9 protein-coding genes are annotated in these 15,497 nt (G+C 73.7%); 5 read left to right on the forward strand and 4 right to left on the reverse strand.

The features are described from left to right. Positions 1-63 precede the first annotated feature (63 nt). Together rsgA and ABUL08_RS05380 are read left to right on the forward strand one after the other, a co-directional pair. Entirely contained in the window at positions 64-1,164 is a 1,101-nt protein-coding gene (gene rsgA, locus ABUL08_RS05375; RefSeq protein WP_350935075.1) for a ribosome small subunit-dependent GTPase A, read from the forward strand. A 7-nt stretch (positions 1,165-1,171) separates the two neighbouring features. Further along, positions 1,172-1,828 carry a 4'-phosphopantetheinyl transferase family protein gene (locus tag ABUL08_RS05380; protein WP_350935077.1) on the forward strand — a complete coding sequence of 219 codons (657 nt, stop codon included), beginning with the start codon at positions 1,172-1,174 and terminating at the stop codon, positions 1,826-1,828. An 85-nt stretch (positions 1,829-1,913) separates the two neighbouring features. On the opposite strand, the gene ABUL08_RS05385 is transcribed toward ABUL08_RS05380, so the two are convergent. Genes ABUL08_RS05385 through ABUL08_RS05400 form a run of 4 tightly spaced genes read right to left on the reverse strand, consistent with a single transcriptional unit; the run spans position 1,914 to position 5,044 of the window. Continuing rightward, positions 1,914-3,125, reverse strand: a complete 1,212-nt coding sequence (locus ABUL08_RS05385) for a cytochrome P450 (protein ID WP_350935078.1) — start codon at positions 3,123-3,125, stop codon at positions 1,914-1,916. Then, positions 3,122-4,009 carry a diiron oxygenase gene (locus tag ABUL08_RS05390; protein ID WP_350935080.1) on the reverse strand — a complete coding sequence of 296 codons (888 nt, stop codon included), beginning with the start codon at positions 4,007-4,009 and terminating at the stop codon, positions 3,122-3,124. The genes ABUL08_RS05385 and ABUL08_RS05390 overlap by 4 nt, the downstream gene beginning before the upstream one ends. A gap of 19 nt (positions 4,010-4,028) precedes the next feature. Next, entirely contained in the window at positions 4,029-4,781 is a 753-nt protein-coding gene (locus ABUL08_RS05395) for a class-II aminoacyl-tRNA synthetase family protein (protein ID WP_350935083.1), read from the reverse strand. Further along, positions 4,778-5,044: a hypothetical protein gene (locus tag ABUL08_RS05400; protein WP_350935085.1), complete on the reverse strand. Its 267-nt coding sequence runs from the start codon at positions 5,042-5,044 to the stop codon at positions 4,778-4,780. The genes ABUL08_RS05395 and ABUL08_RS05400 overlap by 4 nt, the downstream gene beginning before the upstream one ends. Before the next feature lie 747 nt (positions 5,045-5,791). On the opposite strand from ABUL08_RS05400, the gene ABUL08_RS05405 reads away from it, so the two are divergent. From ABUL08_RS05405 to ABUL08_RS05415, 3 genes are read left to right on the forward strand one after another with little or no spacing between them, the layout of a single operon-like run. Then, positions 5,792-6,517 carry a hypothetical protein gene (locus ABUL08_RS05405; protein ID WP_350935086.1) on the forward strand — a complete coding sequence of 242 codons (726 nt, stop codon included), beginning with the start codon at positions 5,792-5,794 and terminating at the stop codon, positions 6,515-6,517. Positions 6,518-6,560: 43 nt separating this feature from the next. Then, positions 6,561-10,967, forward strand: a complete 4,407-nt coding sequence (locus ABUL08_RS05410) for an amino acid adenylation domain-containing protein (protein ID WP_350935088.1) — start codon at positions 6,561-6,563, stop codon at positions 10,965-10,967. 11 nt (positions 10,968-10,978) lie between these two features. Continuing rightward, a complete protein-coding gene (locus ABUL08_RS05415) occupies positions 10,979-15,484 on the forward strand; it encodes a condensation domain-containing protein (protein WP_350935090.1) in 4,506 nt (1,501 codons plus the stop codon). The last annotated feature ends 13 nt before the right edge of the window (positions 15,485-15,497 follow it).

Consider the following 15,497-nt stretch of genomic DNA (forward strand, 5'->3'; position numbering starts at 1 on the left):
TGTCCGGCGCGAGAGCGCAGCAAGGACCGTCGGTCGTCGCCACCCGCCGGGAAGGGCCCACGCGTGTCATCCTCCGAAGACCTCACCCCCGCCGGGGCCGACCACCCGCTGGCCGCGTACGGCTGGACCGCGCAGCTCGCGGCCGAGTGCGGGCCGCTCGCCGAGGCCGGGTTCGTCCCCGGTCGGGTGGCGCGGGTCGACCTGGGCCGCTGCGACGTCGTGATCGCCGACGCCGCCGGCACCGGCGTCCGCACCATCCGGGCCGACACCGCGGCGGTGCTGGACCCCGATCCTGTCCAGTGCCCCTGCACCGGCGACTGGGCCGCGGTCGACCTCGGCGCGTCGGGCCCGGCCGCGCTCGCGGCGCTGCTGCCGCGCCGCACCGCCGTCGTGCGTAACAGCGCCGGGGCGGGCTCGGACGGGCAGGCCCTCGCCGTCAACGTGGACGCCGTGCTGATCGCCTCCTCGCTCGCCGCGAAGCCGGACCTGGGGCGCATCGAGCGCTACCTGGCGCTGGCCTGGGAGAGCGGTGCCCAGCCGATCGTCGTGCTGACCAAGGCCGACGTGCCCCACGACCCGGCGCACATCGACGACGTCGAGACGGCGGCGCCGGGTGCGACGGTCCTCGTCGTCAGCGCGGCCGACGGTACGGGCATGGACGTCCTCCGGGCGTGCCTGCCGACGACCACCGCGCTGATCGGCCCGTCCGGCGCGGGGAAGTCGACCCTGACCAACGCCCTCGCCGGTGCCGAGGTGATGACGGTGGGGGAGACCCGCGAGCGGGACGAGAAGGGCCGCCACACCACGACGACCCGCGAACTCATCCCCATCCCGGGCGGCGTCCTCATCGACACGCCGGGCCTGCGCGGCGTCGGCCTGTACGGCGGCGACGGCGTGGAGCGGACGTTCTCCGACATCGAGCAGTACGCCGTCGGCTGCCGGTTCCACGACTGCGCCCACGACGCCGAGCCGCAGTGCGGGGTGAAGGAGGCCATCGCGGTGGGCCTGCTCCCGGCGCGGCGCCTGGTGAGCTACAACAAGCTGCTGCGGGAGAACGAGCGGATCGCGGCCCGTACCGATGCCCGGCTCGCCGCCGAGCGGGCGCGGCAGGGCAAGCACCAGTGGAAGATCATGATGGCGGAGTCGAACAAGCCCCGGCCCTGACGCCGCCGTGCTCGCGGAACTCCTCCCGGCGACCGTCATCGTCGCCGAGTCGTCGTCCGACCCGGTCGGCGTCGCGCTGCATCCGGACGAGGAACGCATCGCCGTCGACGCCCTCGGCCGGCGCAGCCCCGAGTTCGTGACCGGACGGCACTGCGCACACCGCGCGCTGCGGCGTCTCGGCGTGCCGCCATCCCCGGTCCTGTCCGGCGCGGGCGGCGCCCCGCGGTGGCCGCCGGGAGTGGTCGGCAGCATCACCCACTGCCCGGGGTACCGCGCCGCCGCGGTGGCGAGGGCCGCTGACATGGTCACGATCGGCATCGACGCGGAGCCCGGCGAGGCGCTGCCCGACGGTGTGCTGAAGCTGGTGTCGCTGCCGCAGGAGCGTGCCGAGCTGGCCGGCCTGGCGCGCCTGAGCAGGCCGGTGCCCTGGGACAAGCTGCTCTTCTCCGCGAAGGAGTCGGTCTACAAGGCCTGGTTCCCGCTGACCGGCAGGTGGCTCGGCTTCATGGACGCCCGGCTGACCATCGACGCCGACCGCGGCACCTTCGACGCGCGGCTGCTGGTCCCCGGTCCGACGGTCGGCGGCCGGGAACTCACCGGCTTCACCGGTCGGTGGCTGGCTCGCGACGGCCTGCTGCTCACCGCCGTCGCGCTGCCGGCCTGACCCGCTCGTCGCGGTCCCGGCGTGGCCGATGACGCGGGGACCGCCGCCGGAGGTCTCCGGCGGCGGTCCACGACACGCGCGGGGATCAGGTCCAGGTCGCGAGGACGGCCGACGGGCCGCGGTACCACCAGCCCCGGTACTGCGGGACGGCGTACGGCCGCACGGCCGGATCCGACGCCACGGCCAGGACCATCGCGTCCGCGAGGCGGCGGCTGAGCGCGGCCCCGATGCAGCCGTGCATGCCGGCGCCGAAGGACAGGTGCGCCCGGTCGCCGCGGTCCGGGACGAAGGTGTCGCCGTCCGGCCAGCGCAGCGGATCCCGGTTCGCGCTGGGCAGCACGCCGATCACCCGGGTGCCGCGTTCGATCGCGACGCCGGACAGTTCGGTGTCGACCCGCGCCTCGCGGGTGATGCCGCCGATCGGCGACTCCCAGCGCAACGCCTCGTCCACGAAGCTCTGCCGCAGGGCCGGTGAGTCCACCAGTCGGCTGCGCACCTCGCGGTCGGCGGTGAGCACGCACGCCAGCACGGTGCTGAGCCCCTCGCGGGGTCCGGCGTCCGCACCGATGATCATGAACTCGACCATCCGCCGGGTCTCGTCCAGCGAGCTGGACGCCTTCGCCATGCAGCCCAGCACCGAGTCCGGACGCGCGCGTCGCCGGCCGTCGACGTACTCCGCGACCATCGCCGAGATCTCGGCGCGGACGCCGTCGACGTCGTCCCGGGCGGCGCCGAACTCATGGAAGTCGAAGGCGCCCTTGCTCACCAGCGGACCCCAGCGGTCCATCTGCGCCGGCGTCACGGCGTCCTCGCAGCCGAGCAGGTTGATGGTGGCCTGGGCGACCAGCGGGATGCAGAACTCCTTCGCCAGGTCGCACGGCGTACCGTCGTCGTGCGCTCCGCGCAGCTGCGCGTACCGCCGGTCGACCTCGGCCGGCATGCCGGGGTCGGTGGCCCGGAACGCGGGCAGCACCGCCGACCGGGCGGCCTGGTGCTCCCGCCCCTCGCTGTGCAGCATGTTGGGCCCGACGAACCGGGTCAGGAAGCTGTCCGGCTGATCCGAGCGGAACAGCTCCGAGCGGGAGACCACGGTCTGCACGTCGGCCCAGCGCAGCGCGAAGAGCGCCTCCAGCTCGGCGCAGACCGCGATCGGGCTCTCCTCCCGCAGGCGCCGCAGCACCGCGTTCGTGTCGGCCTCCAGCTCGGCGAGGGTGACCTGCGCCAGCGCGTACCGTTCGCCGAGCCGGTCCCGGATCTCGGCGAACGGCACCGCCGTGCGCTCCTGCGTGGCGGTCACAGCCCGGGAATCGTGTGATCGGTGAAGATCCCCTGCTTGACGAAGAAGCCCATCGGCTTGCGGACCGCCAGCTTCACCGCGGCCTTGCGTCCCGGGTGGGCGAGCACCCGGCTGCGCAGCCCCGCGATGTGGCCCAGTCCGGCGTCGCGATAGACCACGGAGCTGCAGAAGGAGTTCAGGATGACGGCGATGTAGTCCTTCAGGTAGGACTCGACCTCGCCACGCTGCTGTTCGGTCATCGCCGGGCGGGCCCGCTCGTAGAGCATGCTCACCAGCTCGCGGCCGAACGCGATGTGCCGGGACTCGTCCCGGTGGTGGACCCGGTTGATCTCGCGGATGGTGTCGTGCAGCAGCTCGTCGTTCGCCATCGTGGTGTTGTAGTGGTCCACCAGCTCCTCGAAGAGCAGGATCCGGCTGAACACCAGGAAGTTCGCCAGGTCGCTCTGCTGCTCCGACTCGCCCTTGAGGCGGAGCGTGGAATAGAGCTTGCCGCCGTAGCGCAGGCAGAACTCGGCGAAGAACCACATGTGCTCGTTCTCCTCACCGATGAAGTGGTGGAAGAACTCCGACGCCTCCTCGAAGCCGCGCGTGTGGATCCGGTCGATGACCTCGGTCAGCAGCTCCCGGATGCCGTGCACGTTCATGCTGTAGAAGTTGATGCTCTCCCACTTGCTGAGCGCCATCTTCTGGGCCTCGGTGAGCTCGGACTCCAGCTCGGTGCCGTGGATGCTCAGCAGCGACGGCGACATCCAGTAGGCCTCCTCCGGCAGGGAGTCCGGCCAGTCGAAGTGCGTGTACGGGTTGTAGTGGTCGTTGACGGACTTCTGGGTCAGTCGTTCGAGCACTGCGGCGAAGCGGTCCGGCGACTTGGTCGTGGTGGTCATCTGGCGGTTGTCTCCTTGCCTACGCCGACTCGTGCGAGCTGCGGGTCAGCGTGTCGACCCAGCGTTCCAAACCGAAGGCGACGCAGCCGGTGAAGGCGTGCGTCCCGTCCGCGAGCGTGATGTCGCAGCGCTCGCCGAAGAAGTTGCGGTGCGAGTTCACCGAGGCGATGGCCAGGCCGCTGGCGTCGGTGAACTCCTGCTTCGTGGGGAACAGCTTCTGGTGCAGCAGCCGCTGGTCGTTCTTCCTGAAGAACGGATCGGCGGCGACCAGGAACTCTCCCGTGGCGCCGAGCGACGCGGCGATGGCGCTGATCGCCGCCCGGCCCTCGTCCAGGAACGCCTGGACCTCGGCCTGGCTGCCGATCATCACCACCTCCCGCATCTGGAACTCGCGCTGTCGACGCAGCGGCGTGTACTCGACCTCCCGGCGTCGGCACGTCTGCCGCACGGTGAGCAGGGTGCGGTCCCCGACCGTGGAGCCGAGGCGGGAGAAGTACGCGCCGTAACAGGCCGCGGAGGTGAGCACCAGCTCGTCCTCGGCGGGCTCGTCGAGCCAGGGCGTGACGCGGTGCGCGAGCTGCGGGAAGCTGTCGAAGTAGTCGATCCGGGACAGGTCCTCGACGGTGAGCAGCTCGGCGTGCCGCTCGGCGGGCGCACCGATCCGCGCGGCCCACTCCAGCACCTGCGCGTCCACGGCCTCGACGATCCGGAACTGCTCGGCGGAGAGCGAGGTCAACCCCCGGCCGGCGGCGACCGCCTGCCCGGGCGTCATTCCGCGCCCTGCGCGACGGGCTCGTCCGAGCCGAAGAAGATCTCCACGAGCCCCTCGATGGTGCGGAGCTTGGCGATCGGGACCGCGTCGAGGTCGGGCTCCCGGCCCGAGGCGTCGATCAGGTCCTGCATGAACGAGATGAACGCCAGCGAGTTGATCAGCCGGGAATCGATCAGATCCACGTCGGCCGGAAGGTTCACGAGATCCTTGTGGAACGTGGACAGCACCTCGCGGACCTGGGCTTCCCCGTTGCTGTTGCTCATCGACCAATGGATCCTTGCCTGGAGCGCCTTGTGGGCGACGGAAATGTGTCTGCGTGCCCGAGCCGGCGGAGAGGCGCCTGGTGCCGCGTCCTGTCGCGGACTCCATCGACGATCACGAGTGGCCTCGCATCGACGTCGCCGGGACTGCGGTCGCATTGCGGGCGACAGCCACCAGCGATCGTCCTCCCCCGGATCCGGCACGCACTTGAGGCAGGGAGCGTATGCCAATCTCCGGCAAAGGTGAAGAGCCCTCCGGACGGTCGGTCCGGGGCGGTGCCGCGGGGAGTCCACCCTGGGCCGAGGCCCTGACCTGTGTGTCCACCGGGCCGCGCGGGGGACGGCCGGCGGCCTCGCCGCGCCCGGGAACGTCGTAGATCTGTCAGCGCTCCCCGCGGAGTCGGCTGTCCGCCATCTGGGACGCGGCGCCCTCGGCGGAAGCGACCCGACTGAGCTGCGGCGATCCGGATCCTGGGGCCCTGAGCACGGAGAATTTCCGTCCACAGTGGTAAGGAGCGGGCGGCGAGAGCGGCCTTCACCTTTGCCGGTGATTGGCATAGGCTCCTCGCCGCTGGTGGTTCGGGCAACTGGGGAGGGCGATCGCTGGTGACTGCTGCGCGCAGTGGAACCGGGAGGCCCGGCGGAACCGGGAGGGCCGGCGAAGCACGAGCGGTGCTCAACCCGGATGAATCGGACCGTCTCCTTCGGTTCGAATACGACCGCGACAGCGACTACGAGGCCGAGATCGGCGTGACGGGCGCGCTGCAGGCGCTCGTCCCCCAGGCCAAGCTCCTGAACGCGGACCACCGGATGTTCCAGGTGCTCCACCTGGTCAGCGAGTACGCCTGGTGTTCCATGCACCACGAGCTCTGCCGCATCTGCACGGCGCTGGACGATGACGACTTCGCCCTGGCCAGCCGGCTGCTCGGCCGGACCGTCGGACTCGGCGAACTCCCCGTGCAGACCGTCCGGTTGCTCCAGACGTCGTTCTCGCAGGCCAGCTTCCTGAACATGCGCGACCTGCTGATGCCCAACTCCACCGGCCTCGACTCGCCCGGTCGCCGGAACCTGCGCCGGGTCTGCACGGCCGTGTGGCGTGCCTTCGAGGCCGCGCTGGCCCGGCACGGCGTCAGCCACCGGGACCTGATCGAGGAGTCCGGCCGGCTGGAGGGGCCGATGCCCGACGCGCGGCTGGCCGCCCTCGCCGAGGTCCGCAACGGCATCCACCTGCTCGACTGCAAGAGCATGGAGTGGAATCAGCTCCACCTGCGCCTGGTCCGCAGCCACATCGGCGGCCACCCGGCGGCCCGCAGCGACGACGCGTCCGACCGCGCGGGCGAGCCGCTCAGCATGCGGGGCGCGCCGATCAGCACGCTGGAGCGCCTGGCCGAGCACTCGCTCTTCCCCGGCCTGTGGCGCAGCGTCGACGAGACCTATCAGCGGGCCTCCCGGCCGGCCGCGGAGGGCGGGAACTGATGCGACAGCACGGAACGCGGCTGCGGCGAGCGGGTGCCCGGAGATGACCGACGACATCCGTACCGCCACGGCCGAACAGCTCGACCTCTGGCTGGCCGCGAGTCAGGACCCGGAGTCCCCGCGCTACAACGTCCCGACGGCGCTGGAGTTCCACGCCCGGCCGGACGAGGCCGCGCTCCGCGAGGCGCTGCGCGGGCTCTTCGACCGCCATCCCGCGCTGCGCTCGTCCTTCCGGCTCGACGCGTCCGGGCAGCTGCGCCAGACGATCCCCGCCGCCGTCGAGCCCCCGCTGCGGGTGGTCCGCGTCGCGCAGGAGTGGGACCAGGAGGCGCGCGCCGCGTGGGCGGCCCGGGTCGGCCTGCGGCCGATAGCCCTCGGCTCCGCCGGTGTGGCGCGGGCGGACCTGCTGCTGCACCCCGAGGGCGCGTTGCTGGTGCTCACCGTCCACCACATCGTGATGGACGGCTGGTCCGTCGAGGTGGCGGTCGACGACTTCCTGGCGCTCTACGACGCGGCGATCGACGGCTCTGGTCCGCCGCCGGTCGAGGAGGCGGAGCCGGTCGAGCCGGCCGACCCCGACGCCGTCGACTACTGGCTGGACCTGCTCGGGTCCGACCCCGAGACGTTGGAGCCGCTCCCGGACCTCGTCCGGGGCACGCGGCCGTCGCGCGCGGCCCGCGAGGAGACGACCGTCGAGGGCGCGCAGCTCGCCGCGCTCCGGTCGATGGTGGAGCGCGCCCGGGTGTCCGTCTCCACGGCGGGCCTCGCCGCCTGGTCGGTGGTGCTGCACCAGTGGAGCGGCCTGACCGAGGGGCTGCTGGCGACGCCGTTCAGCGCCCGCGTCGATCCCGGCACGCATCGCACGATCGGCATGTTCAGCCGGGTGCTGCCGGTCCGCTCGACCTTCGCGCCGGCGACGCCGTGGCGCGACCACCTGGCCGAGCTGCACCTCCAGGTGCTGGAGTCGTTCGAGCAGTCGGCGGTCGACACCGCCGCCCTGCGCGCCGCGGTCGCCGGGCAGGGCCGCCGCTACCCGGCCTTCCGGAACGTGTACGCCCACCTCAGCGAGCCCCGGCCGCTGCGCGTGCTGCCGGACACGGCGGTGTCCCGCATCGACATCGACCTCGGGGCCGTCAAGTACGACCTCTCTGCGGCGGTCGTCGAAGGACCCGACCGCCTGACCCTCCAGTTGGAGTACGACGCCGCCGTCCACCGGCCGACGACCGTGCGCGCCATGCTGGCGCAGCTGCACGGGCTGCTGCTGGCCGCCGCCGCGGACCCGGACGCCGCCCTCGGCGACCTGCTGAGGGAGGCCGACGCGGGCACGGCCGCGACCGGCACCTGGGACGACACACCCGTGGACGTCTCGGTGCCGCCGCCGCACCTGGTCGTCGAGGTGGCCCGGTCGCACCCCGACCGGATCGCCGTCGTGCACGGCGAGCAGGAGCTGACGTACGCCCAGCTGGTGGCGTCCGCGTCCCGGGTGGCGAACTGGCTGCTCGCGGCGGACGGCGACGCGCCGGCCCCGACGGTCGGTGTGCTCATGCCCGGCGGCGTCGACGCCGTCGTCGCCTTCCTCGGGATCGCCCTGGCCGGCAAGGCGTACGTGCCGATGGACCCCGATCATCCCGCCGTCCGGCTCGCCGGCATCGTCGCGGACTCGGGCATGCGCCGGATCCTCACCACGGCGCCGCTGGCCGACGGCGCCGGGCGCCTCGGCTGCACCGCCCACACGCTGGAGGAGATCAGCGCCGAGGCCGGGGGCGACGAACCGCCGGCCGTGCCACTGACCCCGGACACGCTGCTGAACGTGCTCTACACGTCCGGCTCGACCGGGCGGCCGAAGGGCGTGCTGCTCCCGCACCGCGGTGTCGCCCGGCTGATGCGCAACGGTGGCCGCCTGCGGATCGACGAGAACGACCGGGTCGCGCAGCTCTGCCCGCTGAACTTCGACGGCGCCACCTTCGAGATCTGGGGCGCCCTGACGCACGGCGCGCGGCTGGTCGTCCTCGACCGGGCCCTGGTGCTCGCGCCGACCGAGCTGCGCGACGCCGTGCACCGGTACGGCGTGACCGGGCTGATCATCACCACGCCGGTCTTCCACTCCATCGTCACCGAGGCGCCGGAGCTGCTGCAGTCGCTCACCCTGCTCTCCCTGGGCGGCGACGTCGCCTCGGTCCCGCACGTGGCGCGCGCGCTCGCCTGGTGCGGGCCGGGCGTCCTGGTGCACACCTACGGGCCCACGGAGAACTCGTTCACCTCGGTGCTCGCACCGATCGACCACGTCGACGAGGCCAGCCGGGCGCTTCCGCTCGGGCGCTGCGTGCCGGGCACCGAGGCGTACGTGGTGCGGGAGGGGACCACCGATCCCGCCCCGGTCGGCGCCCCCGGTGAGCTGCTGCTCGGCGGCCTGGGTGTGGCCGCGGGCTACCTGGGCGACCCGCGCCGGACGGCGGCGAGCTTCGTGCCGGACCGGTTCAGCGGCCGCCCCGGCGCCCTGCTCTACCGCACCGGTGACCGGGTACGCCGGCTCCCGAACGGCGAGCTGGAGTTCATCGGGCGCACCGACGACCAGCTGAAGATCCGCAGCCAGCGGATCGAGCTGGGCGAGGTCCGCTCCGCACTGCTGGCCGACGAGGCCGTCCGCGAGGGCCACGTCGCCGGCTGGCGCAACGCCCGGGACGAGAAGGAGATCGCGGCGTACGTCGTCCTCGTGCCGGGCGCCACGCCGACGCAGGTGCGCGACCGCCTGGCCCGCGTCCTGCCCGCCGCCGCGCTCCCGACCCGCTGGGCCCGCGTCGACGCGCTCCCGCTCAACGCCAACGGCAAGGTGGACCCGAAGCGGCTGCCGACTCCGGAGCTGCTCGGCGCGGAGACCGCCGCCGCCGTCGCGCCGGCGGTGTCCCGGGCCGCCGCCACGCCCGCGACGCGGGACGCGGTACGCGCCGCCTGGCGCGAGGTGCTCGACGACGCCCCGGCCGGCGACGACGTCAACTTCTTCGACGCCGGCGGGCACTCGCTGCTGCTGGCCCGGCTCCAGTCGGCGCTGAAACGGCACGCCGGCGCCGACTTCCGGGTGGCGGACCTCTTCCGCTTCCCGTCCGTGCGGGCGCAGGCGGAGTTCCTGGCGGCGGCGTCCGGCGCCGAGCCGCGGGACGCCGAGGCCCCGACGGTCGGTACGCCCGACGAGCCCATCGCCGTCATCGGCGTGGCCGGTCGCTTCGCCGGCGCCGCCGACGTCCACGCCTTCTGGCGGAACCTGTCCCGCGACTGTGTGGCCGGCGCCGACGCGGAGATCGTCGAGTTGGGTGGCGGACGGCGCCGCATCGCCCGGTGGGGCCGGCTCGACGACCCGCGCGCGTTCGACGCCGAGCTGTTCGGTCTGACCCCGGACGAGGCGCGGGTCACCGACCCGCAGCACGGCATGCTCCACGAGTGCCTCTGGGCGGCCATGGAGGACGCGGCGGTGCCGCTCGACCGGCTGCGCGACCGCACCAGCATCTATGTCGGCTGCGCCACCCCGGCCGGGCCCGCCACGGCGGGTCTGGACGAGGACCTGACGGCGGCGTTCATGTCCCAACCGTCCTTCGCCGCCTCGCGCTACGCCTACCGGCACGACCTGCGCGGCGAGAGCGTCATGATCGACACCGCCTGCTCGACCTCGCTGGTCGCCGTCCACCTGGCCTGCGCCAGCCTCCGCTCGGGCGGGAGCGACTACGCCTTCGCCGGCGGCGTCTCCGTGATCGATCCGGTGGACGGCTACGTCTACGAGCCCGGCATGATCTACGCCGAGGACGGCGTGTGCCGGCCGTTCGACGAGGGCGCCACCGGCACCGTCGGCGGCGACGGCGCGGGCGTGGTGCTGCTGCGCCGCCTCTCGGACGCGCTCCGCGACGGCGATCCGGTCCACGCCGTCATCCTGGGCTCGGCGGTGAACAACGACGGTCGCGCTCGGGCCGGCTACGCCGCCCCGGGATTCGACGGTCAGGTCTCCGTCATCCGGCGGGCGCTGGCCGCGGCCCGGGTGCAGGGGCGCGACATCGGTTTCGTCGAGACCCACGGGACCGGCACCCGGCTGGGCGACACGATCGAAGCCACGGCCCTGGCCGAGGCCGTCGGCGAGCGGGACGCCCCGCTGCCGATCAGCTCGGTCAAGGCGTCGATCGGGCACTGCAACACCGCCGCCGGCATCGCCGGACTCCTCAAGGCGGTGTACGCGGTCCGCGACCACGTCCTGCCCGGCACGGCCAACTCGGTCAAGCCGATCGAGGAGATCGCCTCCGGTGACCGGCTGCGCCTGCTCACCGAGAGCGAGGAGTGGGCCGACACCGGCCGCGCCCGGCTCGCCGGGGTCAGCTCCTTCGGCGTCGGGGGCACCAACGCCCACGTCGTGCTCCGGGAATTCACCGAGCAGGACGAACTCACTCAGCGGGCGGAGCCCGTCCGGTGACGGAGAAGGACATGACGCGGAACGACGTACCCCTCGACGCGGTGCGACCGCCGAGGATCCTCCCGCTCTCGGCGCGCAGCGGAACGGCTCTCGGTCTGACCGCCGACGCCCTCGCGGCGTTCCTGGACGACCACCCGGACCTGTCGCTCGACGACGCCGCGACCACGCTGGCGTACGGCCGCGAGCGGTTCGACCGGCGCCTCGCCGTGGTGGCCGGCGACCCGGCCGCCGCCGCGCGGGCCCTGCGTGAGCCGGTCGGCGGCCCGACGCACCGCCGCGGCAGCGAGCCGCCGGAGACCCCGCGCACCGTCCTGGTCTTCACCGGTCAGGGCAGCCAGTACACCGGCATGGCGGCCGGCGCCTACCGGGCGTACCCGGAGTTCCGCGACTGGCTCGACCGGGCCGACGCCCTGCTCCGGGACGAGCTGCCGGCCGGTCTCCTCGACTGCCTGTACAAGCCGGAACTGGCCGACACGCTGGCCCGCACGGACGTGGCGGCGGCGGCCATCGTCGCCGTGCAGCTCGGTCTGCTGCGCGTGCTGCGGCGCTACGGCATCACGCCCGACACCGTGCTCGGGCACAGCGTGGGCGAGTTCGCCGCCGCCGCCGCGGCCGGCGCGGTGTCCGACGAGGACGCGGTGCGGCTGGTCGCCCGGCGCGGCGTCCTCATGGTGGAGCGGACCCGGCCGGGTGCCATGCTCGCGGTCCGCTGCGCCGCGGCCGACGCCGTCGCCGTGGCCGCCCTGGTCGACCAGACGCCGGGCGTCTGCGTCGCGGTCCACAACAGCCCGCGCGACCTGGTGCTGAGCGGGGACGCCGACGCCGTCACCGACCTCGGGGCCCGACTGGAGGAGGCCGGCCTCACCTGCCGCCGGCTGCGCACCTCCCACGCGTTCCACAGCGAGCTGCTCGCCCCGATGGCCGACGACTTCGCCGCCGCGGCGGCGCAGGTCACCTGGTCGGCACCCAGCTCGGCACAGTGGATCAGCTGCTCGCAGGGGGTGCTGACCGCCGCGCCCGACGCCCGCTACTGGCGTGACCACCTGACCGGGCCGGTCCGCTTCTGGGACGCGCTCGCCCTCGCCTGCGCCGACGACCGACCCGCCGTGCTCATCGAGGTCGGGCCGCATCCGGTGCTGCTGCCGCTGGCCGGTCAGCTGCCGACGCCACCGGCGCTCGTCCCGGTGCTGGACCGCGATCAGGACGCCGCCGTCGCCGTCGCCGGTGCCGCCGCCGAGGCCTGGTGCCACGGCGTCCCCGCCGACCTGACCGGCGGCGTGCCGGGGCGGCGCCGGCACCTGCCGGGGTACGGCTTCCACCGTCGGGTGTACTCCGCCCGCCCGGAGCCGGCGGGGCTGGGCGCCGCGCCGACCCCGGCCGCGGCGGCCGCCGCGCCCCAGCCGGCCGGACCGGCCCGGCCACCGCGCGAGGTGCTGGCCGAACTCTGGACGGACCTGCTGGGCGTCGCGCCCGAGCCGGACACCTCCTTCCTCCAGTGCGGTGGCGACTCGCTGATCCTGCTCCGCTTCCAGCAGCGGATCCAGGCGCTGCTCGGCACGGCGCCCAGCCTGGCGGACCTGCTCGACGCGGGCACCTTCGAGGCGATGGCGAGCCTGCTGCCGGCCGCCGCCGCGTCGTCCACCGCGGTGGCCGTCCCGGCGACGGAGTCGGCCGAGCCGGTCACCACGTATCAGGCGTCGGCCGTCCAGCAGGGCATGCTGATGATCGACCTGATGCAGCCGGAGTCGAACCAGCACAACGTCACCCTGGCGTTCGAGGTCGCCGGGCGGGTGGACGAGGCCGCGATGGCCGCCGCCTTCCGCGACGCCCAGGTCCGGCACAGCGCGCTGCGTACCGTGTTCTCCCGGGACGGCGGGCGGTTCGTGCCCGAGATCCGCCCCGAGCCGGGCGCCACGCTGGAGGTGGTCGAGGCCGGCGTGGCGGGCCGCCGTCCGCTCGTCGACGATCCCGACGTCCGGGAGTGGGCCCGTGAGGTGAGCGGGCCGCCGGTGCGGTGCCTCGGGACGACCACCCCGGTGCGGGGCACGCTGGTCCGCGGTCCTGAGCGGAGCCTCCTCGTCTTCACGGCGCACCACGCGATCTGCGACGCGACGTCGATGGGCGTGCTGGTGGACGAACTCGCCGAGGACTACCGCCGGCACCGCGCCGGGCTGCCCGGCGAGCCGGCGACGGTGCCGGTCCAGTACCACGACGTGCTCGCCACCGACCTGGACGACTCGGCCAGCCGGGCGTACTGGCTGGACCAGCTCGCCGGGGCGTCTGACCTGGTGCCGCTGCCCACCGACCGGCCGCGGCCGAAGGTGCGCGACGGCTCGGGGGCACAGTGGACGTGGACGCTGAGCAGCGAGCAGTCCGCCCAGGCCCGGGAGCTGGCGGCCCGGCTCAACGTCACCCTGTTCAGCACCATGCTCGCGACCTGGGCGGCCCTGCTGCGGCTGCGCAGCGGCGCCGACGACCTGTCGATCGCCACCCCGGCCACCGGGCGCACCTCCGAGCGGGCCCGACGCGTCTTCGGACCGTTCCTCAACACCCTCGTGCTCCGGGTCCGGATCACGTCGGGACAGAGCTTCGAGACCCTCGCCCGGGACGTGCAGACCACGGTCCTCGACGCGATCCGGCACTCGGACTTCCCGTTCGACAAACTGGTCGCCGCGCTCAACCCGCGGCGTGAGCTGGACCGGACGCCGCTCTTCTCGGTCATGTTCACCATGCCGGACCAGTTCGTCCTGCCGGACTTCGACGGGCGGCCCGGCCGACCCGTCGAGCTGCCCGGCCTCGGCGCGAAGTACGACCTCACCCTCTACGTCACGCCCGCCGATGACGGGCGCCTGCGCCTCGACCTGGAATACGACCCCGCTCTCTTCGACGAGTCGACGGTGCGCGGCCTCGCGGCCGACTACGACACGCTGCTCGCCGGCCTCGCGACCGTCCCCAACGCCGCCGTCCCCGAGCCGGCCGCCACGACCGACGCCCCGTCGGCCGCGCAACCCCGACCGGACGCGGAGACCGCCCAGGAGGCCGGAATGACCGAGATGGAGCGATACGTCGCGGAGATCTGGTCGGAGACGCTCGGCGTGGACATCGCCGACGCCGACGCCGACTTCTTCGACGCCGGCGGCCACTCGATGCTGGTCCTGGCGTGCCTGGCCGAGATCCAGGACCGCTTCCCCGACGCCACCATCCAGGACTTCTTCACCCACCGCACCGTCGGGACCTTCGCCGCGCACCTGGACCAGCTCGCCGGTGGCGCGGCGGCGGACCCGGAGCCGGTGGCCGCCGTGAGCGAGCCGGCGCGCGTCGTCGTCACCGCCGTCGCGGCGACCGCCGAGCGGGCCCCGGTCCCCGCGCCCACCGGAACCCGGGCCGGCCGGGGCGACGTGCTGCTGACCGGGGCGGCCGGTTTCCTCGGCGCGCACCTGCTCGCCACGCTGCTGCGCGACCCGGAGGGGGCGGTGGTCTGCCCGGTCCGGCCCCGCGACGGCGTCAGCGGGGCGGCCCGGCTCGACGAGACCGTCGCGCGGTACGCCCCCGACGTCCTGCCCCTGCTGCGGGACCGGGTCACGGTCGTCGAGACCGACCTGCGGGAGCTGACCGCCGACGCGTTGGGCACCTCGATCGCGGGGATCGGGACGATCGTCCACTCCGCGGCGGAGTCGAAGATGTTCGGCCGGATCGAGGACCTGCGGTCCGCCAACGTGGCGCCGACCCGGCTGCTGGCCGAGCTGGCGCTGGCCCGGGGCTGGCGGATGGCGCACGTGTCGACCGCGTCGGCGGTGGGCGCCGCGCCCGGTGACGGCCCGACGGTCACCATCCGCGAGGACGACTTCGACCGGGGCGAGAAGTTCGACAACCCGTACTCGCGCTCGAAGTTCGAGGCCGAGCAGGTGATCCGGCAGGCCGTCAAGGACGGGCTCGACGCGACGGTGCACCGGGTCGGGGGCCTGATCGGCGACAGCAGGTCCGGGACCTTCCTCCCCGACCCCCGGGGCAACCTGCTGTACCAGCTGGTGCGCGCCATCATGCGGTGCGGACTGGTGCCGGACGTGCCGGGCTTCAGCATGAACGTCACGCCGGTGGACTTCGCCGCGGCCGCCGTGCTCCGGTTGTCGGACGACCCGTCCCACTCGGGGCGTACCTTCCACGTCCTCAACCCCCGGCAGCTGACCATGCCGGCGCTCACCGGGATCCTGCGCGACCTGGGCTATCCGGCCATCCTCACCGATCCGGAGAGCGTCGTCGGCTGGCTCACCCGCCCGGACGCCGACGAGGCGGACGCGGAGGCGGCCCCGTTCCTGCGGCAGTTCAACGGACCCGCCGGCACCGTGGTGGAATACGACACCCGGACGACCATGTCCGCCCTGGCCGGTCTCGAGTGCCCCGCCCCCGACCTAGCCCTCCTGCGGGTCGTGATCGGCCACTGCGTCGAGACCGGCTTCTTCCCCAAGTCACGGCTGTGGGACTTCGTGTCCCGGTCGGCACCCCGTACCAGCTCCTAGGAGAGACCTCCAC

The sequence above is a fragment of the Micromonospora sp. CCTCC AA 2012012 genome (assembly GCF_040499845.1).
Lineage (GTDB): Bacteria > Actinomycetota > Actinomycetes > Mycobacteriales > Micromonosporaceae > Micromonospora > Micromonospora mangrovi.